This window comes from Anoxybacillus amylolyticus, assembly GCF_001634285.1.
In the GTDB taxonomy this organism is placed as follows: Bacteria; Bacillota; Bacilli; order Bacillales; family Anoxybacillaceae; genus Anoxybacteroides; species Anoxybacteroides amylolyticum.
Genome location: NZ_CP015438.1, coordinates 258,566 through 284,050 on the forward strand (window position 1 = coordinate 258,566; position 25,485 = coordinate 284,050).

Consider the following 25,485-nt stretch of genomic DNA (forward strand, 5'->3'; position numbering starts at 1 on the left):
GAGATCGCTCATTTGGTGCTCATTCGATTTTTTGTAACGGCTGTTTCGCTGGACCTTCGATGACGTCACCTTTGATGGAGAAACGAGAGCCATGGCATGGACAGTCCCATGTGCGGTCGCCGCTGTTCCATTCGACTTCACATCCTAGATGGGTGCACGTCGTATCGACAAGAAAAAGGGTTCCGTTTTGGTCTTTATAGGCTCCGGCTCGTTTATTGTTTACAAGAACGACTGCACCTTCTCCGTTTGCCAAATCTTCTGGTGTCCGCACGATAACTTCGATTTTTCCTTCCACGAGATGTTTAGCGACATCGGCGTTCTGTATAATGAAGTGTTTGACGCTTGGGTCGGCATAAAATCGCGACGGTGTATAAAGCTCGCTGTAGCGATTGTCTCGCCCTAAAATCAAATCGCTTAACAACAATCCTGCCACTGTTCCGTTTGTCATCCCCCATTTTCGGTATCCTGTCGCGACATAGACGTTCGGTGTGTTGGTTGTCATGGGACCGATGTACGGCACTTTATCAAGTGTCGTTAAGTCTTGGGCGGACCAGCGATAAGGAATGGCGGTGACTGGAAACAACTCGGACGCAAACGACCGCAATGCGTCATAATGTTCGATGGTTGGTATTCCTTGCCCAGTTTTATGGCTTTCTCCGCCGATAAGAAGAAGTTCCCCATCGGGCGTGTTCACCGAACGAATCGACCGTTTCGGTTCATCGGCGCTTAAATACATGCCGCCGGGATATTTTTTATCACTTTGAACAGCAAGCACATACGAGCGTTCTGCATACATGCGCGAAAAATAAAACCCACCGTCATAAAAAGGAAAATGGGAACAGACGACAAGATGGCGACACGTGAGCCGTTTATGCTGCCTCGTAATAACCGTTAACGTTTCCCCTTGTTCTACATCAGCCGCGGGGGTTTGCTCATATATTTTTCCCCCTTTTTGTTGGATGATTTCGACAAGCGTTTGCAAATATTTTAACGGATGAAATTGGGCTTGGTTTTTCATGACGAGCGCTGCGCGAATAGACATCGATAGTGGCATCGTTTCTTTCATTTCACCATGAATACCTATTTTTTCGTATGCTTTCCATTCGTTGATTAGTTTATGGAATGAAGCGTCTGTTGTTGAATAAATGTACGCCTCTTCCTCTTTCCAATCGCAGTCAATACGTTGTGCTTCAATTGTTGTTTTTATCCATTGCATCGCCTCTTTGCAGGCGTCATAATACATCCTCGCTTTTTCGATGCCGAGATGATGAAGTAATTCATCGTAAATAAGATCGTGTTGTGCCGTCACTTTTGCGGTGGTGTGCCCTGTTGTTCCGTTTAATAGGCGGTCGGCTTCAATAAGTGCAACATCTACTCCAGCATTCGCTAATAAATAGGCAGTTGTAATGCCGGAAATACCGCCACCAACGATAACTGTATCCACATGAATATTTTCTGTTAACGGCGAAAAAGATGGGAGCACAGTGGACGTGCGCCAATACGGTTCGACAAGTTGCGGAAGTGAGTGCATTCGATATTCCTCCTCATGATTCTACCTACATACATAAATTTCCTTAAATTTAAAAAATTATCCGTGGCTCGTTCATTTTCTTTTTTGCCTCTCGTTCCTAGAAAGGTGATAAAATAAGAAACAGAGAGAAAAGGGATTTATTTTCATACTATAGCGTAAGAGGGAGATTGGAAGTGAATAATTATACAAATAACTTAGAGCATCATTCCTCTGGATTACAAGATAACGTCATTTTAGAACATTACGGTTTGAACGAATTAAATTTTGAATCGGTTAAGCATTATCGGGAAAAATTTTGCGCAGCAAAACCGAATCATCCGTGGAATGGACTAGAGATGAAAGAATTTTTATACAAAATTGGTGCATGGGGAAAATTAAGAAACAGCAGTAAAGAAGGCATTACGATCGCTGGACTTTTAATGTTTAGCGAAGAACGAATCATTACGGAAGTATTGCCACAATATTTTCTAGAATATCGTGAAATACAAGCAGTTTCTAAAAGCGGGTGGTCGAATCGGTTTACTTCTCAAGATGGGACATGGTCAGGAAACGTATACGATTTTTATTTTAAAGTGATGGAAACCATTCCTCTGCATGAGCGCTCGATAGTACCAGCGTTGCATGAAGCCGTCATTAACGCGCTTGTTCATGCCGATTATTTCGGGGAAGGTGGAATTGTCATTGAGAAAGAACGTAACACATATCGGCTTTCTAATCCGGGGTTGCTCCGCATTCCGGTAGAATCTGCTTGGACAAGTGGAATGAGCCATTTGCGCAATCCAAATGTGTTTAAAATGTTTATCTTAATCGGGTTATGCAAAAGAGCGGGATTTGGACTTCCGTATCTTTCGTCCGTATGGAAAGGACATCGTTGGAAACAGCCGCAGATCATTCAACAAGCGGATCCAGCACGTACAATATTCGTATTGTCGACAGAACTGAGCGATGTCATATTTTCAGAAGAAATAGCAGTGGCATTTGAAACAGAAGAACAATCATTAGTAATACAGCATGGAGAGCAAGAGGTTGTTGACTGGGGAGAGGAGCTAACTTTGGACTTCGTAAATAACGGACCTAACTCCGTATACAACAACTCGAACTCTTTAAATAACGGAGAAAACTCCGTAAATAAAACCCAAAACTCCATAAATAACGGGCCTAACTCCATAAACAAAAACATAAACCCCATAAATAACGGTGTGGGATCCGTAAATAACGGACCTAACTTCGTAAATAAGCGTTCTAGGTCCGTAAATAATAAAAGCGGAGAGGAGCATATGGATGTAGAGGATTCGTTATGGGAAATTGCTTCTTTAGCACGGAAGAAAAGAAGGCTTCCTCCAGCGATGATGGAGGAAATTATTTTACAGCTTTGTGCGAAACGCCCGCTCATGCTAAAAGAATTGTCCTATTTATTGGATCGGACGGCAGACGGATTGCGCAATAACTATTTGGCTAAGTTATTAGAGGAAGGAAAAATACGGTTGAAATATGCCGAACAGCCAAACCATCCGCGTCAAGCATATATGACAACGCAAGATTCATAATTTGTTCAATAGTATCGTGCATACTGGGGGTGGAAAACGTATTACAATTAAATCAAACAGCAGGGAGGAGTGAGGACGATGCTTCTTTGTGAATGGCGGGACTTTTCGACAGACGCAGCGACTTATACGCTAGAAAGCTTTGAAGAAATGATTGGTGACGAGTTTGAAGCAATGATGTTTGAAGAAGGAAACGATATTCCTTCTTATATATGGACCGTAAATTATGTTGTCATTATTAAACGAAATACGCGTATGTATAATGATATTTCATTTACCAAAATTCCGCGAAACCCTGCTTGCGAATAAAAAGGCGGGCTATTTTCCAAGGTAGCCCGTTCCGTATGAAAAAATTGCTCAACATTTCACAAATTTGACATACCTAAATACGAGCCAATCGTTTATAATGAAAGTGTGATGGATGAGAGATTTCTCATCTAAAATTTTTCTTCTTTATTGTGAAATTGTTCACAAATTGATAGGAGGGCATCAACATGGCGGTGGAAGAAAAAGTATTAGAGAAAAAGACCGAAGTGGCGGCAATGATCGACCAGCTTGTCGCAAACGCCCAAAAAGCGCTAGAAAAATTACGCAACTATGACCAAGAAACGATCGATAAAATTGTCAAAGAAATGGCGCTCGCTGGACTCGATCAGCATATGCCGTTAGCAAAAATGGCAGTAGAAGAAACAAAACGCGGTGTATATGAAGATAAAATTATTAAAAATATTTTTGCAACAGAGTATATATACCACAACATTAAATACGATAAAACCGTTGGTATTATTCGTGAAAATCTGCATGAAGGAATTGTGGAAATTGCCGAGCCAGTTGGGGTTATCGCTGGGGTGACACCAGTCACGAACCCAACATCGACTACGATGTTCAAAGCATTAATTTCTATTAAAACACGTAACCCAATTATTTTTGCCTTCCATCCATCTGCACAAAAATGTAGTAGCGAAGCAGCAAGAGTGTTGCGGGATGCGGCAATTAAAGCAGGAGCGCCAGAATATTGCATTCAATGGATTGAAACCCCTTCATTAGAAGCGACACAGCAACTCATGGCTCATCTAGGTGTTTCGCTTATTTTAGCGACTGGCGGCGCCGGAATGGTGAAAGCAGCTTACAGTTCCGGAAAACCCGCCTTAGGGGTGGGGCCTGGTAACGTGCCTTGCTATATTGAAAAAACAGCGAACATTAAACGTGCGGTAAACGACTTAATTTTATCGAAAACATTTGACAACGGAATGATTTGTGCTTCGGAACAAGCGGTCATTATCGATAAAGAAATTTACGATCAAGTGAAAAAAGAAATGATCGACAACCGTTGTTATTTCTTGAATGAAGAAGAAAAGAAAAAAGTAGAAAAATTGGTTATTAACGAAGACAAATGCGCTGTCAACCCAGACATTGTCGGAAAACCAGCATACGAAATTGCGAAAATGGCTGGTGTCGACGTACCGAAAGATACAAAAATTTTAGTGGCGGAATTAAAAGGCGTCGGACCGCAATATCCGCTTTCTCGTGAAAAACTAAGCCCAGTATTGGCTTGCTATAAAGTCAATAGCACAGAAGAAGGATTAAAACGTTGCGAAGAAATGTTAGCGTTCGGCGGATTAGGGCACTCGGCAGTTATTCATTCTGACAACCAAGATGTCATTACTCAATTTGGGCAACGGATGAAAGCAGGTCGTATTATTGTAAATGCGCCATCTTCGCAAGGGGCAATCGGTGACATTTATAACGCCTACATTCCGTCTTTAACGCTCGGCTGCGGTACGTTTGGTGGAAACTCGGTATCCACAAACGTAGGTGCGATCCATCTCATTAACATTAAGAAAATGGCGAAAAGGACGGTCAATATGCAATGGTTTAAAGTACCGCCAAAAATTTACTTCGAGAAAAACTCGACGCAATATTTGGCGAAGATGCCGAATATCTCGAAAGCATTTATCGTGACTGACCCTGGCATGGTCAAACTTGGCTATGTCGATAAAGTGCTTTACTATTTGCGGAAACGCCCAGATTACGTCCATTGTGAAATTTTCTCGGAAGTTGAACCAGATCCATCGCTTACAACGGTCATGAAAGGCGCGGAAATGATGAGAAGCTTCCAACCAGACGTCATCATCGCGCTTGGCGGTGGTTCAGCAATGGACGCAGCAAAAGCGATGTGGTTGTTCTATGAACATCCAGAAACAGACTTCCACGGATTAAAACAAAAATTCTTAGATATTCGGAAACGTGTCTTCAAATATCCGAAGCTTGGTCATAAAGCACAATTTGTGGCGATTCCGACAACGTCTGGAACAGGTTCAGAAGTGACATCGTTTGCGGTCATTACCGATAAAGAAAACAATGTAAAATATCCATTGGCAGACTATGAATTAACGCCAGACGTCGCCATCATTGACCCGCAATTTGTCATGACGTTGCCAAAACATGTAACGGCTGATACAGGAATGGACGTGTTAACACACGCGATTGAAGCATATGTGTCCAACATGGCGAACGACTATACAGACGGTCTTGCGATGAAAGCGATCCAGCTTGTATTCGAATACTTGCCAAGAGCATATAAAAACGGCAACGATGAAGTAGCTCGCGAAAAAATGCATAACGCATCGACCATTGCAGGGATGGCGTTTGCGAATGCGTTCTTAGGCATTAACCATAGCTTGGCGCACAAACTCGGTGCGGAATTCCACATTCCACACGGACGTGCGAATACGATTTTAATGCCGCACGTCATTCGCTATAACGCAACGAAGCCGAAGAAATTTACTGCCTTCCCGAAATACGAATATTTCGTAGCGGATCAGCGTTATGCGGAAATCGCAAGAATGCTCGGTTTGCCAGCAAGAACGACGGAAGAAGGCGTAGAAAGCCTCATCCAAGCGATCATTAAGTTGGCAAAAGAATTGGAAATTCCGTTAAGCATTGAAGCATGCGGTGTCAGCAAGCAAGAATTCGACAGCAAAGTCGACAAATTAGCCGAGCTTGCTTTCGAAGACCAATGTACAACAGCTAACCCGAAACTCCCGCTTGTCAGTGATTTAGCAGACATCTACCGACAAGCGTTTAAAGGAGTATAATCATAGATCCCTAACCTCCCCTCTGGAGCTGAGGCAATTGCCTCAGCTTTTCTTATTGCAACATAATATTGCGTTTCTTCCTTTACTTGCTTATCGTTGAAATGGAATCGTTGTATATGTAGGAGGAATTAACATGTCGCTCGAAAGTCATAATGGTGCAATGATGAAAGCAGTTATTTTTGATTTAGATGGGGTCATTGCCGATACAGTGGAGTTATATTATATTGCCACAAAGCGGATTGCGGATGAAATTGGCGTTCCGTTTGATCATAGACTCAATCAGCAACTCCAAGGAATGAGTCGGCAGGCGATGATTGAAGTGCTGCTTGGAGAAAAAGCGGGTGAATGGACGATAGAGGAAAAAGTGAAGCTTGGCGAGCGGCGTGGGGTGTATTATCGAGAGTTAATCGAGCAGCTAACCCCGCAACATATATTGCCGGGGATGTACTCGCTCTTGCAACATATTCGTAACGACGGTGTGCCGGTCGCACTGGCATCGTCTAGTTCCAATGCATTCACCGTCGTAGAGCGCCTCGAAATTCGCTCGTTTTTTGACGTTATCGTAAATGTGAACACGATTGCGCAACTGAAGCCCCATCCGGAGATTTTTTTAACCGCAGCGAACGAGTTAGGTGTCGACCCACGTGATTGTATTGCCATTGAAGATGGAGAGGCAGGCATTCAAGCAATTAAGCAAGCGGGCATGTTTTCGGTCGGGATTGGGAAACATTTAGCCCCGCTTTCGCCAGATTGGCTTGTCGAACGGACAGAGCAAGTGACGTGGGAACAATTGAAGCGCATGGTTGCGAGAAAACGAACCACCCCTCTTACGTAAGAGGGGTGGCTTCGTGCAAAATGCTGTACGCCAGTTGGACGCTTTCTTCAGAAGGCGGTTCAATTCCTTCGAGCGGATAAGTAATCCCGAGTTCCTTCCATTTATATACTCCTAATTTATGATAAGGGAGAATTTCAATTTTCTCTACATTGTTCAATGTCCGAATAAACGTGGCAAGCCGGCGCAAATCGTCTGGATCATCGGTAATCGTCGGAACGAGCACGTGGCGAATCCAAACCGGTATCCGTTTTTCGGATAAGAGCTTGGCAAACTGTAAAATATGGGTGTTCGTTTTCCCAGTCAGTTTGCGATGTTTTTTTTCGTCGATATGTTTTAAATCGAGCAAAATTAAATCCGTATATTGAAGCAATTCGTCTAATTTTCGTTGAAATGTCTCTTCCGTTGTGTAACAGCCGCCAGAGGAATCAATGGCCGTATGAATGCCAAACTTTTTGCATTCTTTAAATAGGGCGATTAAAAAATCGATTTGAAGTAACGGTTCGCCACCGCTCACGGTAACGCCGCCACCGGATGCGTTAATAAATGAAAGATACGTCTGTAAGTCAGCGATAATTTCCTCGACCGTCATTTCTTTTCCTTTGCCTATTTCCCACGTATCGGCGTTATGGCAATATTGGCAACGTAATAAACAGCCTTGCATAAAGACAACGTAGCGAAGGCCAGGGCCGTCAACCGTACCACATGATTCAATCGAATGAATAAATCCTTTCATGGAAAATTCTCCTTCCAAATAGAAATGCCCCCTCACGAAAAGCGGGGCGTGAGGGGGAGTTTATTACATGCTTTCGTGGAACGTGCGGTTAATGACATCAATTTGTTGTTCGCGCGTCAATTTAATAAAGTTTACCGCATATCCAGAAACACGAATCGTTAATTGCGGATATTTTTCTGGATGCTCCATAGCATCTAACAACGTTTCGCGGGTAAAGACGTTAATGTTGAGATGGTGTCCGCCTTTTTCCGCATAGCCGTCTAAAATCGCGACAAGGTTACGAACTCGAGTTTGTTCATCTTTTCCAAGCGCTTTTGGCACGATCGAGAACGTGTTCGAAATGCCGTCTAGCGCATGTTCATAAGGCAATTTCGCGACAGAGCTTAACGAAGCTAACGCCCCTTTCGTATCGCGGCCATGCAATGGGTTTGCACCAGGTGCGAACGGCTCACCTGCACGGCGGCCATCTGGTGTATTCCCTGTTTTTTTGCCGTATACGACGTTCGATGTAATCGTTAAAATGGATGTCGTATGTTTGGAATCACGATATGTTTTATGCTTTTTTAATTTGGTCATAAACCGTTCGACAATGTCGACAGCAATCGAATCGACGCGGTCGTCATTGTTACCGTATTTCGGGAAGTCGCCTTCCGTTTCAAAGTCAACAGCTAAGCCTTTTTCATCGCGGATTGTTTTTACTTTCGCATATTTAATGGCACTTAAGGAGTCCGCGACAACGGACAATCCAGCGATACCGGTTGCCATTGTGCGTAAAATGTGCGTATCGTGAAGCGCCATTTCAATCCGCTCATAGCAATATTTATCGTGCATGTAATGAATAATGTTAAGTGTATTAATGTAAAGTTCAGCGAGCCATTCTAACACTTGGTCATATTTACGCATTACTTCTTCATAGTCTAAGTATTCCGATGTAATTGGGGCAAATTCCGGACCAACTTGGATTTTTAATTTTTCGTCGACACCACCGTTAATCGCGTATAGTAACGCTTTCGCAAGGTTTGCCCGCGCGCCGAAAAACTGCATTTGTTTGCCGATTCGCATCGCCGATACGCAGCAGGCGATGCCATAATCGTCACCGAATTCTGCGCGCATTAAATCGTCGTTTTCGTATTGGATGGAACTTGTTTTAATCGACATTTTCGCGCAATATTCTTTAAAGCCTTCTGGCAATTGTTTCGACCAAAGAACCGTTAAGTTTGGCTCTGGCGCAGGACCTAAGTTGTCAAGCGTATGAAGAAAACGGAACGAGTTTTTCGTCACAAGGGGACGGCCGTCAATCGCCACACCACCGATCGATTCTGTTACCCATGTTGGGTCGCCGCTGAATAGTTCATTATATTCTGGTGTTCTTGCGAATTTAACAAGGCGCAATTTCATGACGAAATGGTCGACGAGTTCTTGCGCTTCTTTTTCTGTTAAGATACCTTCTTGCAAGTCGCGTTCGATATAAATGTCAAGGAACGTCGATACGCGACCTAAGCTCATTGCCGCACCGTTTTGTTCTTTAATCGCTGCAAGATACGCGAAATAGAGCCATTGGAACGCTTCGCGAGCGTTGCGCGCCGGTTCGGAAACATCGTAGCCGTAGCTTAACGCCATTTGTTTTAATTCTTGAAGTGCGCGAATTTGTTCCGATAGTTCTTCGCGCAGCCGAATAATATCTTCGCTCATCGTGCGCGCACCGGTGTTGCGCAAATCTTTCTTTTTCTCTTCGATTAAACGGTCAACGCCGTATAACGCGACACGGCGATAGTCGCCGATGATGCGACCGCGTCCGTATGCGTCAGGAAGACCGGTAATGATCCCTGCTTTGCGCGCCGCTTTCATTTCATCTGTGTAAGCGTCAAATACGCCTTGGTTATGCGTTTTGCGGTATTGTGTAAAAATCTTTTTCACTTCATCGCTCACTTGGTAGCCGTAAGCTTCGCACGATTGTTCCGCCATGCGAATGCCGCCAAACGGCATAAGCGAACGTTTAAAAGGTTTATCGGTTTGGAAGCCGACTACTTTCTCTAGCGATTTGTTTAAGTAGCCAGGTTGATGGGAAGTAATCGTTGAAACGATTTCGGTGTCCATATCAAGAACCCCACCTTTTTCCCGCTCCTGTTTCGATAATTCCATCACTTGTTTCCATAGCTGTTTCGTTGCTTCTGTCGGTCCTTCTAAAAACGATTCATCTCCATAGTACACAGTGACGTTGTTTAAAATAAAATCACGGACGTCAATTTCCTTTTTCCATTTCGATCCTTTAAAGTTTCGCCACGGATCCAATGAAGTTTTTGGTAGAACGATTTGTTCCATAGCAGTCCCCTCCCATTATTTTAAGACTATAACAGAACGATAAAAACTAATATAACAGTTTCTGGTTATAGCATACTACATTTCTGAAGAAGCGGAAGCGGTCATTCTTGAATGATTTGTGAAATTTTGAGCAAATGTGATAGACGTCACGTTTTTTGTAAAAACAGAGCGAAATTGCAATAGGAAAATATTTAGTAACTTTTGTAAGAATAATATTTAGACAGGCGAAATGTTTTGGTGAAGAAGCTTTACAAATGAACCGTTCGCACGTTGTAAAGCGGATTTTGACGAAAAAAGTTTTTTCCAGTAAAAAAATAATGCTTGTCTATTTGGACAATTCATATTATATTTTTCTTAAAATAAAAAAAATTTTTAAAAGTGAAAAAGGGGGATTTGAATGGTCTTAAAGAAAACACTTTCCATTCTTGCAACAACGACACTGGCAGTCGGTATTTTAGCCGGATGCTCAGGCGGTCAGAAAAACGACACTGCCAATAACGGTGGGAACGGTGGCGGCGGTGGCGGCAGCAACGTTATTAAAATTGCGACGCAAACTCCGCTTTCGGGTGGAAGTGCGACGTTGGGCGAATCAATTAAGCTCGGTGCGCAATTGGCGTTGGAAGAACAACAAGCAAACTTTGAAAAGCTTGGCTTTAAGTTAGAGCTTGTTCCATATGACGACCAAGGTGACCCGAAAAAAGGGGTAGCGAATGCGCAGTTAATTGGCGCTGATAAACAAGTATTTGGTGTTGTTGGTCACTTAAACTCCGGCGTAGCGATTCCATCGTCAGAAATTTATGAAAAGTACAGCATTCCAATGGTCTCTCCAGCAAATACAGCAACAGACGTAACAGACCGCGGCCTAAAAACCGTCAACCGCATTTGTGCCCGTGATGATTTCCAAGGACCTGCAGGCGCGAAATTCGCTGTTGAAAAACTTGGCGCGAAGAAAATCTTTATCATTCAAGACAAAACCGCTTACGGTACTGGTTTAGCGGAAGCGTTTAAAAAAGGGGCAGAAGAACTTGGCGCGCAAATTCTTGGCTTTGAGGGAATTACCGTTGGGGAAAAAGACTTTAACGGCGTCTTGAACCAAGTATTGGCGAAAAAGCCTGACTTAATCTACTTCGGTGGTCTTTACACAGAAGGTGGTTTATTAATTAAACAAGCGCGCGATAAAGGAATTACTGTTCCGATTATGGGTGGCGACGGACTAGACTCTTCGACACTTGTCCAAATCGCTGGCGATGCGGTGAAAAATACGTACATGACTTCAGCTGCTGGTTTAACAACGGTAACAGATGCAGGAAAACAATTTGCGGAAAAATATAAGCAAAAATTTGGTAAAGAAATCGAGTCTTATTCAGCATATGGTTATGATGCGATGGGCGTATTGCTAAAAGGGCTTGAAAATGCGATTAAAGCAAACGGCAACAAACTTCCAACGCGTCAACAAGTAGCAGAAGAAGTTCGCAAAGTACAAGATTACCAAGGGGTTGTTACGAAAGTAAGCTTTGATGAAAAAGGCGACAACAAATACGCAAAAATTTACATCTACAAGTTTGATGAAGCGAAATATCCGGCTAAGTTAGAGGACGAAGTGAGCAAACAATAAACGGATGACCGGAAAAGGGTATGACAGTTTGCTGTACCCTTTTCTTTAAGGCATCGTTTCACGCCCGGCTTATTGGTGGCAAACAAAGAATTTTGTTATGTACAAAGCTGGGCGATTTTTCTGTAAAAGTTGTAAAACAGGCGGGTGAACAAAATGATCAATGAAGTGTTGCATACGTTGCCGCAAGTGTTAATTGATGGGTTAACGCTCGGAGCTGTTTATGCGATTGTCGCATTAGGATATACGATGGTATATGGGATTTTGGAGCTGATTAACTTTGCCCACGGGGAAATCTTTATGACGGGGGCATTTGTAGGAACGGCGATTTTATTGACGTTTGCAGGATTCGGCTGGTTGGCGTCCATGCCAGCGCTCGTAGCACTTGTTTTAGTGCTTGTGGTTACGTCGGTAGTTACCGGTTTGCTTGGGATGGGAATTGAACGAGTGGCATATCGTCCGTTGCGCAATGCACCGAAGTTAATCACGTTAATTACAGCAATTGGCGTTTCGTTTTTGCTTCAAGATATCGTTCGTTTTATCGCAGAATTGAAAAACGGCAACTACATTTTAACGGGACCAAGCTTGTTTAGCGGGCAAATTGGGATTAAAGCTTCCTCTATTTCGTCGATATTTAACGATGCATCGGTCAAATCTTCGTTTTTTATCGTGTTAATTGTAGCGGTCATTATGATGGTGACGTTGGACTTCTTCGTCAATAAAACAAAATGGGGAATGGCGATGCGTGCTGTGGCGCAAGACCGGGAAACAGCGGCGTTAATGTCGGTAAACGTGAATAAAGTCATCGCTCTTACATTTTTTATTGGTTCTGCATTAGGAGGAGCAACAGGTGTATTGTTTGCGATCCAATACGGGACGATTGATCCGTATATCGGGTTTATTCTAGGATTAAAAGCTTTCACGGCTGCCGTTTTGGGTGGAATCGGCAACATTCGTGGAGCGATGTTTGGCGGTATTTTGCTAGGGGTTATGGAAATGTTTGCGGCGGCGAACTTGCCAGTCGTTTCACACGGAGTGCTTGGTGCAGAGTATAAAGACGTATTTGCTTTTGCGATTTTAATTATCGTATTAATTTTCAAGCCAGAAGGACTCTTCGGAAAAGTGTCAGTAGAGAAAGTGTAGGTGATCGAGATGAAAAATTGGCTCCATACGATCCAACAAAACAAGCGCCTTCAGGCTATCATCGTTGGCTTATACATCGTCGTTACGTTTTTTAGCTTATATTTGGCACAAAAATCAGTCGTTGCGTTTTTGCTTTTATTGTCGTCGTTATTGCTTCTTTATTTCACAACGTTTTCTAATCGCGTAAAATGGCTCATTGGCGGGGTAGTGATGGTTGTCTTGCTGCCGCTTGCCGCTAGCCAAGGGGAAGCGTATCAGTCGTATATGGAAGTTGCGACATTAGTCGGTATTTATATCGCGATGGCGCTCGGGTTAAACATTGTTGTCGGGATGGCAGGGCTTTTGGACTTAGGGTTTGTGGCGTTTTTTGCGCTCGGTGCTTACACGTACGGAATTTTTGCGACCGGTCAGGCGAACAACTTTATGCCTTTTGGTCATTATCCGTTATCCGGTGAGAGCTTCTGGGTATTTATTTTCATCGGCTGCTTTGTCGCAGCACTGTTCGGTATTTTGCTCGGGGTGCCAGTATTGCGGGTAAAAGGCGACTACTTAGCGATTGTTACGCTAGGGTTCGGGGAAATTATCCGTATTATTTTTAACAACTTGGACAAGCCAGTAAATATTACAAACGGTGCGATGGGGCTTGCATCTGTTCAACCACCGCGTTTGTTTGGCATTGATTTTATGTATCCAAGCCAATTTTACTACATTGTATTAGTAATTTTAATTACTGTTATTTTCGCCGTGCGACGTCTTGAATTTTCAAAAATCGGCCGCGCATGGAAAGCGGTACGAGAAAATGAGATCGCTGCACAGGCGATGGGCATTCACCTTGTGAAAACAAAGCTTATGGCGTTTGCGGTTGGTGCTTCGTTCTCAGGAATGATGGGCGTTGTGTTTGCAGCAAAACAAACATTCGTTGACCCGACAAGCTTTACGTTGCTTGAATCGATTACGATTCTGGTCATGGTTATTTTAGGAGGAATGGGCAGTGTGCCGGGCGTTATTCTTGGGGCAGCACTTGTAACGATTTTGAACTTGCAGGTGTTGACGGAATTGACGAACTGGCTGAACCAATTGAGCTTAAATGGGGTTATTAACGTTCCAGATGCACTTTCTCCGGCAAAAATGCAGCGGTTTATTTTCGGGGTCATTTTAATTCTTTTTGCCCTTTACCGGCCGCAAGGGTTGTTGCCGGCGAAAAACCCTGTCTTTGATGAAAAAGAACTAAAGGATGCAGACAAACTAGTCAACGCCGGCGTACAGAAGGAGGTGCCCCAAAATGTCCATCTTGACAGTTAAAAATTTAACGAAACAGTTTGGCGGGCTTGTCGCCAATAGTAATATCGACATGGAAGTGCAAAAAGGATCGATTACGGCAGTCATCGGTCCGAACGGTGCTGGAAAGACGACATTTTTTAACATGGTTACTGGCGTCTATCAACCAACGAGTGGCGAGATTTTATTAAATAATGAATCGATTGTCGGATTGAAGCCGCATCAAGTGACGAAAAAAGGGATTGCCCGCACGTTTCAAAACATCCGTTTATTCGGCGCAATTACCGTATTGGAAAACGTCATGGTTGGCATGCATAACCATCTGCGCGGCGGATTGTTTAGTACGGTGTTGAGTTTGCCGCGTGTGCGAAAAGAAGAAAAAGAAGCGCGGCGCGAAGCATATCGCCTCCTTGAATATGTTGGGTTAGAATCGTTCTATAACGAAGAAGCAAGCAGCTTGCCGTACGGAGCGCAGCGGAAATTAGAAATTGCCCGCGCGCTTGCAACGAAGCCGAAAGTGTTGTTGCTTGACGAGCCGGCGGCTGGCATGAACCCAAAAGAAACGAGCGAATTGACAAAGCTCATTTATAATATGCGCGAAGAATTGGATTTAACGATTGTCTTAATTGAACACGACATGAAGCTTGTCATGGAAATTTCCGAGCATATTGTCGTATTAGACCATGGGGAAAAAATTGCCGAAGGGACACCTGATGACATACGCAATAACGAGAAAGTGATTGAAGCTTATTTAGGAAAAGGTGCTGCTACAACGGCTTAAGGGGGAACCTCGCAATGAGTTTGCTACGGCTAGAAGACATTAACACATTTTACGGCGGGATTCACGCGCTAAAAGGAGTTTCGCTTGAAGTAAACGAAGGCGAAATCGTTACGTTAATCGGAAGTAATGGTGCTGGAAAATCGACGACGTTAAAAACGATTAGCGGGCAAGTGAAGCCGAAAAGCGGAAAAATTGTTTACAACGGGAAAGATATTACAAACACCCCTCCGCATGTGACGGCGCTGACGGGCATTGCCCATGTACCGGAAGGACGGCGAATTTTCCCGCGTTTAACGGTCAAGGAAAATTTAGAGATGGGTGCGTTTTCGGTGAGAGATAAGCGGGTCATCGAGGAGCGAATGGAGCGTGTCTTTCATTATTTCCCGAGAATTAAAGAGCGGCTTCAGCAAAAAGGCGGGACGATGAGCGGCGGCGAGCAGCAAATGCTTGCGATCGGCCGGGCATTGATGATGCAACCAAAGCTGTTAATGCTGGACGAACCGTCGATGGGACTTGCACCAATTATCGTTGAGCAAATTTTTGAAATTATTAAAGAATTGAATGAGGAAGGCATGACGATTTTGCTTGTTGAACAAAACGCGTTCCAAGCCCTGCAAATCGCTCATCGCGGCTATGTTATTCAAACAGGCGAGATTGTCATGTCTGGGCTTGGAAAAGAGTTACTTGTGAACGAACAAGTGCGCGAGGCGTACCTAGCATAATGAAAAGGACCCCAAGGAAGGGGTCCTTTTCTATTGCGGTAAATTTTTGTACAATGAATGTCGTGCTTACAAACTGGAACGAAGGTGAAGACTATGGACGAAAAGGAAGCAAAAGCGTTCATTGAACAAATGCAGCAAGAAGGATTGTTAACGGAAGAAATGCGACCTGTGTGGCAAATGATTATGCCGGACCGCTTGAAGCGAATGTATGATGTATTGAACGAACGAACCCGCTATATCACGATCATTACAGAAGCGGTCGACGACCCGCATAACCAAGCGGCTGTGCTACGTTCCGCTGAAGCGTTTGGGTTGCAAGACGTCTATGTCGTCACAGGGAGTGCCCCGTTTCAGCCGAATCCGTTTGTGACACGTAATGCAGATAAATGGTTAACAGTTCAGCAAAAAAAGGATATTCAAACTGCTATACACCAATTAAAAGAAAGCGGCTACCAAGTGTTCGCAAGCTATTTAGGGGAAGGGACGATTCCTCTTCAAGCAATCGATGTATCGAGACCGACGGCGCTATTATTTGGCAATGAACATCGTGGCGTATCAGATGACGCGATTCGTTTAGCCGATGGGACATTTATGATTCCGATGCATGGATTTGTGCAAAGTTTTAACATATCCGTCGCCGCTGCTTTAACACTATATGACGTGACGGAGCGGGCGCGTCAATACGCAAAGGAGGCGTATTATTTGCCATTTGCTGAAAAAAAGGCGCTATATGAACAATGGATGTGGCAAACGCTTCAGCCGCGGCTACGCCGTATGCTAGAAATACGGCTTCAAAAAAGCTGATCTTCGAAAGGAGGTCAGCTTTTTTATACATGTCTACTTAGTAGATGTTCATTTTCAATAGCCAATCGTTTTTTTACTCTTCACTACAAGTTGTACTTGATTTTTTATAACGCAATCTATCGATGCGTATGAGGAAGAATCAGCAAATTAATGATTTTGTCACATTTTTGTTCAGGAAAGCGCATCACTCGTTAAGTACATGTTGTGGTGATGCGCCCTTTTTTTGTTTAAAAGCAAATTCAATGGGAGATTTTCATGTTTTATCCATACAACTGAATATTTCGTGAACAGTTTTTGAACAGATTGTGACAATTTTTTTGCGTATTTGTGAACTTTTTCGCAAAACCGTTTCAAACATTTTCACTTTTGATATGTTAGAAACAAACGTATTGAGCATGGGATGTCATTTTGCAAATGTAAGGAGGAACACCGATGAAGCAAAGGGTGTGGAAATGGGCTTCGTTACTTCCGTTATCGTTATTGTTTTTTTTAAGTGGATGTAGTGAAAATATGCTCGTATTGCAGCCAAAAGGACCTGTGGCGAAAACGCAGTACGATTTAATTGTTTGGTCAGTTGGTTTTATGTTGCTCATTATTGTTGTTGTCTTTGCGTTGTTTGCTGCTGTGTTAATTCGGTATCGCGAAAAGCCAGAGAACGCTAATTACGAGCCACCAGAAGAAGAAGGGAACACGCTACTAGAAATTATCTGGACGGCAATTCCCATCGTTATTGTAACAGCGCTAGCTATTCCAACGGTCAAAGCGACCTTTGCCTTAGAAAAGCCGTCTCAGAAGAGCGTAAAACCTTTAACGATTCATGTTACCGCGGCAAACTGGAAATGGATTTTTAGCTATCCGGAACAAAATATCGAAACGGTGAACTATGTCAATATTCCAGAAGACGTTCCTGTAAAATTCAAGTTAACATCAGTTGGTCCGATGAGTTCATTTTGGGTACCGCAGTTAGGGGGACAAAAATATGCGATGGATGGCATGGAAACGGAATTGTTCCTTGAAGCAGATGAGCCAGGTTCGTATATGGGTCGGAACGCGAACTTCACAGGAAAAGGCTTTACGCATATGGAGTTTGAGGTTGTCGCACAAACAAAAAATGACTTTAACAAATGGGTAAAAGAAGTGCAACAAACAGCACCGAAACTAAGCAAAGAAAAATATGACACCATTTTAAAACCAGGGCTTGTTGGACGGATGACGTTTTCGAGTACCCATCTTGGCTGGATGGATCATGCGAAGCAAAACAGCCACCACATGAATATGGAGCATTAAGTGAGGGAAGGAGGAACACGCACATGAAGTGGAGCGAGTTTTTCGTTACAGGGGAGCCCCTAATTTATGCCGCTGACGTGTCCATTGTGTTGACAGTAATAGGTATTGTCTTTATTCTAACGTATTTTAAAAAGTGGAAATGGCTTTGGAATGAATGGTTGACGACGGTGGATCATAAAAAAATCGGCGTTATGTACATTATTTCAGCGGTGTTGATGCTGTTCCGCGGTGGGGTTGATGCGTTGCTTATGCGGGCGCAATTAACGGCACCGAATATGAAGTTTCTTGACTCTCAACATTATAACGAAATTTTTACGACGCACGGGACGATTATGATTTTATTTATGGCGATGCCTTTTATTATTGGACTCATGAACATTGTCGTACCGTTGCAAATCGGGGCGCGCGATGTGGCGTATCCGTATTTAAATGCGTTAAGTTTCTGGTTGTTTTTCGTCGGAGCGATGTTGTTTAACATTGCGTTTGTCATTGGTGGTTCACCGGATGCAGGTTGGACAGCTTATTTTCCGCTTGCTGGGAACGAGTTTAGCCCGGGAGTTGGGAACAACTATTACGCGGTCGCTTTGCAAATCTCCGGTATTGGTACGCTCATGACAGGGATTAACTTTTTAGTCACTATTTTAAAAATGCGTGCGCCAGGGATGACGCTTATGCGCATGCCGATGTTCACATGGACGATTTTGATTACGTGCGTGCTCATTATTTTTGCCTTTCCAGTATTGACGGTGGCATTGGCGTTAATGACGTTTGACCGTTTGTTTGATACACAGTTCTTTACGATGGCAAACGGCGGGATGTCGATGCTTTGGGCAAACTTATTCTGGATTTGGGGACATCCGGAAGTATATATCGTTATTCTTCCATCATTCGGAATTTTCTCCGAGGTTGTGAGTACGTTTGCTCGCAAGCGTTTATTTGGCTATAAAGCAATGGTTGGCTCCATCGTTGGCATTGCGTTTTTAAGTTTTATTGTTTGGGTGCATCATTTCTTTACAATGGGCGCGGGAGCAGCCGTTAACTCGTTTTTCTCGATTACAACGATGGCGATTGCGATTCCGACCGGTGTGAAAATTTTTAACTGGCTGTTTACGCTCCGCAAAGGGCGAATTCGCTTTACAACTGCGATGCTTTGGTCGCTCGCATTCATTCCAAACTTCGTCATCGGCGGGGTTACCGGCGTGATGCTTGCGATGGCAGCTGCCGATTATCAGTACCATAATAGCTATTTCTTAATCGCTCACTTCCATTATGTCTTAATCGCAGGTACGGTGTTTGCCTGCTTTGCCGGCTTGCATTATTGGTATCCGAAAATGTTCGGTCATCTTTTGAACGAACGGTTAGGCAAGTGGACGTTTTGGTTGTTTATGATTGGGTTTAACGTTTGTTTCTTCCCGATGTATTTCTTAGGACTCATGGGGATGACGCGACGCATGTACACATATTCTGCGGGACTTGGCTGGACGCCGCTTAACGTTGTCGCGTCAGTGGGTGCCGCTTTAATGGGGATTGGTTTTCTTGTGCTTTGCTATAACATTTATTACAGTGCACGTTATGGGGAGCGCGACATGACGGGAGATCCGTGGGATGGCCGTACGCTCGAGTGGGCGACATCTTCGCCGGTTGCGCATTATAACTTTGCTGTGATTCCAGAAGTGAAGGATTTGGATGCATATTGGGAAATGAAGAAATCCGGAAAAGGTTTTGAAATTAACGAGGAGAAATTGAAACCAATTCATATGCCAAGCAATTCCGGACGCCCGTTCTTAATATCGATTGCCTTTTTCTTTGCAGGGTTCGGTCTTGTGTTTAAATGGTTTACGCTAGCGATTATCGCTGCAGTATTTATCATTCTCGGTTTAATTCTTCGTTCGTTTGATGATGATGACGGTTACTATATCAGTGTAGACGAAATCAAGCGTACGGAGCGTTTGACGCGAAAGGAGGCATAAAGAATGGCAGAAGCAGCTCATCATTATGATGAAACGATGCCATTAGAGTATCGAACAGAAGAAAGCCGCCTCAATATTTTAGGATTTTGGATTTTCCTTGGCGCCGAGGTCGCGCTGTTTGCGACCTTGTTCGCCACTTACCTTGTCCTATTCCAGCGAACTGGTCATGGACCGACAACGGCTGATTTATTTGAAATCAAAGATGTCATGATTGAAACGCTTCTTCTTTTGACGAGCAGTTTCACATGCGGGCTTGCCGTATTTGAAATGCGCCGCCGCCGATTGACAGGATTGCTAGTATGGCTGTTGGTGACGCTGCTTTTAGGTGCCGGGTTCATCACATTTGAGGTGCGTGAGTTCATCCATTATGTTCACGAAGGGGCAACGATCCAAACGAGCGCGTTTCTTTCAAGCTTCTTTGTGCTTGTTGGGACACACGGAGCGCACGTTAGCCTCGGAATTGGCTGGATGACACTCATTATTATTCAGCTTTTGCAGCGAGGATTTACGCCAAGAACGGCACGCAAAGTGTTTATTGTCAGCTTGTACTGGCATTTCCTTGACGTTGTCTGGATTTTCATCTTTACGCTAGTTTATTTGACAGGGATGGTGATATAAGATGGGAAATCACCATGAAACATTTCCTTGGAAACATGTGATCGGATTTATTTTGTCGCTCGTGCTAACGTTTGTCGCGCTGTGGGTCGCATTGTCTTCAGGACTCGCGACAAAGGCGATCCTTGTCGTGATTGTGACGTTGGCGATTGTGCAAGCGGTGTTGCAGCTATTTATGTTCATGCATGTAACTGAAAGCGACAGCGGCAAAATCCAAACGATCAATATGGCATACAGCTTTTTTATCGCCATTGTTGTCGTGGCAGGTTCGATTTGGACGATGGCGTTCGTGTTGTAACAGTATAGCTGGCTTTCCGTGGGGAGGCCAGCTATTTTTCTGCGGAAATAGCAAATCTATGAACGGGTGTTTTCATGAGTTGATAGTGGGCAAAACTTGCTTATGCTTTATTCTTTGGACAGAGGAAGTTTTTATTTCAAATTAGGATAAAAAGACATCCACCTTTAGAAAGGTGGATGTCTTTTTACAATACTTTTGATAAAAATGCTTTCGTCCGTTCGTTTTGCGGGTTGTCGAAAATGTCGCTTGGCGTGCCTTCCTCGACGATGTAGCCGCCGTCCATAAAGAGGACGCGGTCGCCGACTTCGCGGGCAAAGCCCATTTCGTGGGTGACGACAACCATCGTCATTCCTTCGTTCGCGAGCTGCTTCATAACGGCTAATACTTCCCCGACCATTTCCGGGTCTAACGCGGAAGTCGGTTCGTCAAACAACATCACTTTCGGTCCCATTGCGAGTGCGCGGGCGATGGCGACACGTTGCGCTTGTCCGCCGGACAATGAATCCGGATAGACGTTTGCTTTATCTTGCAGACCGACTTTTTTCAATAGCTCGATCGCTGTTGCTTTCGCTTTTTCAAGCGGCCATTTACGCACTTTCAACGGTGCTAACGTAATGTTATCGAGAACAGTCATGTGCGGGAATAAGTTGAAGCGTTGGAACACCATGCCGACTTCTTCGCGCACTTTATTAATGTCGGTATTTTTGTCTTTTAAATTAAACCCGTCAATCACAATATCGCCTTCATCGAAATCTTCAAGCAAGTTTAAACAGCGTAAAAACGTGGATTTTCCAGAACCGGAAGGGCCGATGACAACGACGACTTCCCGCTCTTTAATATGCGCGTCAATTCCTTTTAATACTTGTAAATCGCCAAATGATTTTTTTAAATTTGTCACTTTAATCATTGCGTCGAATACTTCCTTTCCAAATAATGTAGTAGTTTACTGAGGGAAAGGGTTAAAATCAAATAAATGAGCGCGACTGTTAAATACGGCTCCCAAACGCGGTAATATTGCCCTTGTGCTGCTCTTCCCCAATACATTAACTCCGGCGCAGCAATAATCGCAGCGAGAGAAGAGTCTTTAATTAAAACGATAAATTCGTTCGCAAACGGTGGAATCATCCGTTTTAACGCTTGCGGCAAAATAACGTAACGCATCGCTTGAGCGTGTGTCATTCCGAGCGAGCGAGCCGCTTCCATTTGCCCTTTATCAATGGACTGAATACCTGCACGGAAAATTTCAGCGATGTAGGCTGCTGAGTTTAACGACAATGAGACAGCCGCCGAAACGGTTGGACTCGGTTGTGCAAAGAGAAGAGGCATGAGTCCGAAATGAACGAGTAAAATTTGCACAAATAAGGGTGTTCCGCGGAAAAAGTTAATGTACCATTCAAATGGGAGGCGGACGAGTACTCTTTTAGACATTTTGCCAAGCCCAATCGCCAATCCAAGAATGGAGCCGACGATGATGGCAATTAAAGATAAACCAATTGTTAGTAATACGCCTTGTAAAAAAAACGGGGCGTATTCTTGAATAATATCAAAGCGAAAATCCATTCTCCTCACCTTTCTTTATAAAAATTGCGTAACTAGCAACAGATAGTTACGCAATTTTTTCAATATCGTTTATTGTTGTTTTACCAAGTTGTCGACGTTTGGTTCATTTCCAAACCACTTTTTATAGATTTCGGCATATTTGCCGCTTTCGATTACTTTCTTAATTGCTTCGTCGACTTTCGGTTTTAAGTCGCTTCCTTTCGGGAACATTAACCCATAAAACTCGGATTCAAAGTTAGTCGGGTCTTCAATCGCTTTTAATTTTTTATCAGGGTTGTTTTTCACATATTCGTTTGCGACTGCGTTGTCTGTTACAACCGCGTCAACGCCGCCGTTTAAAAGGTCCATAATCGCCACAACGGTGTTTTCAAACTTTTTGATGTTTTTGTTTTCTGCGCCAAGCAATTTTTCAACTGCCGCTTGTCCAGTTGTTCCGTTTTGTACGCCAACGACTTTTCCTTTTAAGTCAAGCGCATTTTTAATCGGGCTATCTTCTTTTACCATAATCATATGAGTTGATTCAAAGTAAGGAACAGAGAAATCATACGTTTGTTTCCGCTTATCGTTGATGGTAATACCAGAAATGGCTAAGTCCACTTCTTTTCCTTGTACCGCGGCAAAGAGCGGATCCCAGCCGATGTTTTTCAATTCATATTCAAGCCCGGCTTCTTTCATGACTGCATCTAAGAAATCGACGTCAAACCCAACAATTTTTCCTTTGTCCATGTACTCAAACGGTGCAAACGAAGCGTCTGTGCCAACAACTACTTTTTTCTTTCCTTCCCCGTTTCCAGCTGATTGTTCGGAAGATTTTCCCCCGCATCCTGCTAGTGCTACAAATAATGCCAAGATGACTGTAAACACCAATCCTCTTTTCATTTGTTCCTTCCCCCTTTTGTATAAAAAAATCAGTTTTATTTTATATTTATCCAGTGTCTAACGCGAAAGATGGTCAATGACACTGACTATAACGATTATCATACTATCAACATTTATTTATTTATGCAATACTTTTTATAAAAATAATTTTTTGTAACATTTAGAAAAACAACCAAAACATATAAAAAGGGTTTGAGTTTTATTTTTATGAATATATTATATATTCTGAAAAAATAGAAAACAACAAAATATATTTTTATGTAAATAAATCACTTGCTTAAGAATGTTTTTTAGGTAAAGTTTTTCTGATAGAGGAAATAATTTTTCGTGGAAATTACATCAATAATATTCTCCCATCAACGACAGAAGGTAGAACAGTCACCTTTCCTAAATAGAAAGATGACTGTTCTCTTTCCAATCAGGGTATAAGTCTGTGCGGCGGTCGCGCCATGTCGTGACCGAGCCTTTTTCGCGCACATTGTACAAAAGTGACAAGTCAAGGTCCGCAACAACGACCATGTCGTCGTTGATTTCGCCTTCCGCAAGAATGCCGCGCGGCGGAAATGGAATGTCGTTTGGTGTGATGACAGCTGCTTGCCCAAAATTCGCACGCATAAAATCGACTGTCGGTAATGAGCCCACGGTGCCGGTCGTGACGACGTACACTTGATTTTCGACAGCACGGGCGTGGCAACAATACCGGACGCGATGAAAACCGTGTCGGTCGTCGGTGCACGACGGACAGAAAATGACGTCCGCTCCCTTTGCTCGCACGATGCGGACGATTTCCGGAAATTCAATATCATAGCACGTCAATAACGCGATTGTTCCTTTTTCTGTTTCAAATACTCCTACTTCGTCTCCAGGTGTAATCCCCCATTCTTTTACTTCTGTCGGTGTAATGTGTAGTTTCGCTTGTTTATGAATCGTTCCTTCGGGTGTAAACAAATGGGCGACGTTATATCGTTTATTGTTTTGTTCGATGACGTGCGTACCACCGATTAAATACATATTAGTTTGTTTCGTAAGCGTGGTGAACAGCTCGTAATATTGCTCTGTATAGGTAGGCAAGTCATGAATTGTTGCTTGTTTTCCATTTACCGGGATGGACAGCAATTGTGTTGTAATAAATTCCGGAAAAAGCACAAACTGCGCGTCAAATTCTTGCGCGGTTTTGACGTAATGAGTAACTTGTTCGGCAAATTGTTCAAACGACGTGATCGTATGCAAATGATATTGAACAGCACTTACTCGCAACACATTCACTTCCTTTTTTCTTTTTACTATACCAAAAACAGGTACCGTTACGGTACCTGTTTCTTTTAGTTCGCCATTAATTGTTTTCCGAACGCTTCGTCGACTGGTACGTACGTATAACCGAGGTCGCGAGCAACTGCTTCGTACGTGATTTCGCCAGCTGCGACGTTGACGCCAAGTTTTAATGCTGGGTTATCCGCGATTGCTTGGCGGACGCCTTTATTCGCGATTTGTAATGCATACGGAATCGTCACGTTCGTTAACGCGATCGTCGATGTTCTTGGCACCGCACCTGGCATGTTGGCTACCGCATAGTGAACAACGCCGTGTTTCACATACGTTGGGTTGTCGTGTGTCGTGACGTGGTCGCTCGTTTCGACGATTCCGCCTTGGTCAATCGCAACGTCCACGATGACCGAACCAGGCGTCATAGCTTTTACCATTTCTTCTGTGACAAGTTTTGGCGCTTTTGCCCCTGGAATTAATACCGCACCGATGACAAGATCAGATTCCGCCACCGCTTGGGCGATGTTCATTGGGTTGGACATTAATGTTTTAATTTGGTTGCCGAAAATATCGTCTAGCTCACGAAGACGGTCTGCGCTTAAGTCGATGATTGTGACGTCTGCGCCTAAGCCAATCGCCACTTTCGCTGCGTTTGTTCCGACGACACCGCCACCGATGATTGTTACTTTCCCGCGATTTACGCCTGGAACGCCGCCAAGAAGAATACCTTTTCCGCCTTCAGGCTTCTCTAAAAATTGTGCGCCGATTTGGGCAGCCATGCGACCAGCAACTTCGCTCATCGGTGTAAGGAGCGGAAGCGTGCGCCCAATTTGCACCGTTTCGTAAGCAATGGCGGTGACGCCTTTTTCTTTTAACGCGCGCGCCAATTCAGGTTCTGCCGCAAGATGTAAATACGTGAAAAGCACTAATCCTGAACGGAAATAGTCGTATTCACTTGGTAGAGGTTCTTTTACTTTCATGACCATGTCTGCTTGTGCCCATACGTCTTTTGCGCTGTCGATGATTTGTGCGCCAGCTTTTATATAATCATCGTTCGTGAAACCGCTTCCAATTCCTGCATCTTTTTCAATGATAACCGTATGTCCTGCTTGTACGAATGACATAACGCCAGCAGGCGTAATTGCAACACGGTTTTCGTTATTTTTTATTTCCTTTGGTACCCCGATAATCATAGATTGTCTTCCTCCCT

At 43.6% G+C, this 25,485-nt stretch carries 22 protein-coding genes; 14 read left to right on the forward strand and 8 right to left on the reverse strand.

All coding sequences use genetic code 11. From position 1 onward, the window contains the following. Window positions 1-19 precede the first annotated feature (19 nt). A complete protein-coding gene (locus GFC30_RS01315; protein WP_066322426.1) occupies window positions 20-1,531 on the reverse strand; it encodes an FAD-dependent oxidoreductase in 1,512 nt (503 codons plus the stop codon). Window positions 1,532-1,704: 173 nt separating this feature from the next. On the opposite strand from GFC30_RS01315, the gene GFC30_RS01320 reads away from it, so the two are divergent. The 4 genes from GFC30_RS01320 (at window position 1,705) to pgmB (ending at window position 7,008) form a co-directional block, all read left to right on the forward strand. After that, window positions 1,705-3,078, forward strand: coding sequence for a transcriptional regulator (locus GFC30_RS01320; RefSeq protein ID WP_066322432.1), 1,374 nt, complete (start codon window positions 1,705-1,707; stop codon window positions 3,076-3,078). Window positions 3,079-3,156: 78 nt separating this feature from the next. Next, the gene (locus tag GFC30_RS01325) at window positions 3,157-3,384 is read left to right on the forward strand and encodes a hypothetical protein (RefSeq protein WP_066322434.1); all 228 of its coding nucleotides are present in this window, start codon (window positions 3,157-3,159) and stop codon (window positions 3,382-3,384) included. A gap of 185 nt (window positions 3,385-3,569) precedes the next feature. Continuing rightward, on the forward strand, window positions 3,570-6,173 hold the full coding sequence (adhE, locus tag GFC30_RS01330; RefSeq protein ID WP_066322437.1) for a bifunctional acetaldehyde-CoA/alcohol dehydrogenase: 2,604 nt from the start codon (window positions 3,570-3,572) through the stop codon (window positions 6,171-6,173). 133 nt (window positions 6,174-6,306) lie between these two features. After that, window positions 6,307-7,008 carry a beta-phosphoglucomutase gene (gene pgmB / locus GFC30_RS01335; RefSeq protein WP_238583525.1) on the forward strand — a complete coding sequence of 234 codons (702 nt, stop codon included), beginning with the start codon at window positions 6,307-6,309 and terminating at the stop codon, window positions 7,006-7,008. On the opposite strand, the gene pflA is transcribed toward pgmB, so the two are convergent. Continuing rightward, entirely contained in the window at window positions 7,001-7,741 is a 741-nt protein-coding gene (gene pflA, locus GFC30_RS01340) for a pyruvate formate-lyase-activating protein (protein WP_066322439.1), read from the reverse strand. The two genes, pgmB and pflA, sit on opposite strands and share 8 nt — an antisense overlap. A gap of 63 nt (window positions 7,742-7,804) precedes the next feature. After that, complete coding sequence (gene pflB, locus GFC30_RS01345) at window positions 7,805-10,063, reverse strand: formate C-acetyltransferase (RefSeq protein ID WP_066322441.1); 2,259 nt, start codon at window positions 10,061-10,063, stop codon at window positions 7,805-7,807. 397 nt (window positions 10,064-10,460) lie between these two features. Between pflB and GFC30_RS01350 the strand changes: the two genes are divergently transcribed. From GFC30_RS01350 to qoxD, 10 genes are all read left to right on the forward strand, one after another. Beyond that, complete coding sequence (locus tag GFC30_RS01350) at window positions 10,461-11,678, forward strand: branched-chain amino acid ABC transporter substrate-binding protein (RefSeq protein WP_066322446.1); 1,218 nt, start codon at window positions 10,461-10,463, stop codon at window positions 11,676-11,678. 153 nt (window positions 11,679-11,831) lie between these two features. Continuing rightward, complete coding sequence (locus GFC30_RS01355) at window positions 11,832-12,818, forward strand: branched-chain amino acid ABC transporter permease (protein ID WP_066322447.1); 987 nt, start codon at window positions 11,832-11,834, stop codon at window positions 12,816-12,818. Window positions 12,819-12,827: 9 nt separating this feature from the next. Continuing rightward, on the forward strand, window positions 12,828-14,120 hold the full coding sequence (locus GFC30_RS01360) for a branched-chain amino acid ABC transporter permease (protein ID WP_066322448.1): 1,293 nt from the start codon (window positions 12,828-12,830) through the stop codon (window positions 14,118-14,120). Beyond that, a complete protein-coding gene (locus GFC30_RS01365; protein ID WP_066322449.1) occupies window positions 14,101-14,877 on the forward strand; it encodes an ABC transporter ATP-binding protein in 777 nt (258 codons plus the stop codon). Before GFC30_RS01360 ends, GFC30_RS01365 begins: the two co-directional genes overlap by 20 nt. 14 nt (window positions 14,878-14,891) lie before the next feature. Next, window positions 14,892-15,599, forward strand: coding sequence for an ABC transporter ATP-binding protein (locus tag GFC30_RS01370; protein ID WP_066322451.1), 708 nt, complete (start codon window positions 14,892-14,894; stop codon window positions 15,597-15,599). Between the two features lie 93 nt (window positions 15,600-15,692). Beyond that, the gene (locus tag GFC30_RS01375; protein ID WP_066322454.1) at window positions 15,693-16,403 is read left to right on the forward strand and encodes a TrmH family RNA methyltransferase; all 711 of its coding nucleotides are present in this window, start codon (window positions 15,693-15,695) and stop codon (window positions 16,401-16,403) included. 432 nt (window positions 16,404-16,835) lie between these two features. After that, on the forward strand, window positions 16,836-17,690 hold the full coding sequence (gene qoxA / locus GFC30_RS01385) for a cytochrome aa3 quinol oxidase subunit II (RefSeq protein WP_066322460.1): 855 nt from the start codon (window positions 16,836-16,838) through the stop codon (window positions 17,688-17,690). 23 nt (window positions 17,691-17,713) lie between these two features. After that, window positions 17,714-19,660 (forward strand): cytochrome aa3 quinol oxidase subunit I, encoded by a 1,947-nt coding sequence (qoxB, locus tag GFC30_RS01390; RefSeq protein ID WP_066322461.1) that lies wholly within the window; start codon window positions 17,714-17,716, stop codon window positions 19,658-19,660. Window positions 19,661-19,663: 3 nt separating this feature from the next. Beyond that, window positions 19,664-20,278, forward strand: coding sequence for a cytochrome aa3 quinol oxidase subunit III (qoxC, locus tag GFC30_RS01395; RefSeq protein ID WP_066322462.1), 615 nt, complete (start codon window positions 19,664-19,666; stop codon window positions 20,276-20,278). A gap of 1 nt (window position 20,279) precedes the next feature. Continuing rightward, window positions 20,280-20,573, forward strand: a complete 294-nt coding sequence (qoxD, locus tag GFC30_RS01400; protein WP_066322466.1) for a cytochrome aa3 quinol oxidase subunit IV — start codon at window positions 20,280-20,282, stop codon at window positions 20,571-20,573. Window positions 20,574-20,757: 184 nt separating this feature from the next. Here the strand turns inward: qoxD and GFC30_RS01405 are convergent, their stop codons facing one another. From GFC30_RS01405 to ald, 5 genes are all read right to left on the reverse strand, one after another. After that, the gene (locus tag GFC30_RS01405) at window positions 20,758-21,480 is read right to left on the reverse strand and encodes an amino acid ABC transporter ATP-binding protein (RefSeq protein ID WP_066322475.1); all 723 of its coding nucleotides are present in this window, start codon (window positions 21,478-21,480) and stop codon (window positions 20,758-20,760) included. After that, complete coding sequence (locus GFC30_RS01410) at window positions 21,477-22,133, reverse strand: amino acid ABC transporter permease (protein WP_066322478.1); 657 nt, start codon at window positions 22,131-22,133, stop codon at window positions 21,477-21,479. The genes GFC30_RS01405 and GFC30_RS01410 overlap by 4 nt, the downstream gene beginning before the upstream one ends. 69 nt (window positions 22,134-22,202) lie before the next feature. After that, window positions 22,203-23,012 carry a basic amino acid ABC transporter substrate-binding protein gene (locus GFC30_RS01415; RefSeq protein WP_066322480.1) on the reverse strand — a complete coding sequence of 270 codons (810 nt, stop codon included), beginning with the start codon at window positions 23,010-23,012 and terminating at the stop codon, window positions 22,203-22,205. 387 nt (window positions 23,013-23,399) lie between these two features. After that, window positions 23,400-24,269 carry a carbon-nitrogen hydrolase family protein gene (locus tag GFC30_RS01420; protein ID WP_066327007.1) on the reverse strand — a complete coding sequence of 290 codons (870 nt, stop codon included), beginning with the start codon at window positions 24,267-24,269 and terminating at the stop codon, window positions 23,400-23,402. Between the two features lie 65 nt (window positions 24,270-24,334). After that, window positions 24,335-25,468, reverse strand: a complete 1,134-nt coding sequence (gene ald, locus GFC30_RS01425; RefSeq protein WP_066322482.1) for an alanine dehydrogenase — start codon at window positions 25,466-25,468, stop codon at window positions 24,335-24,337. Window positions 25,469-25,485: the final 17 nt, after the last annotated feature.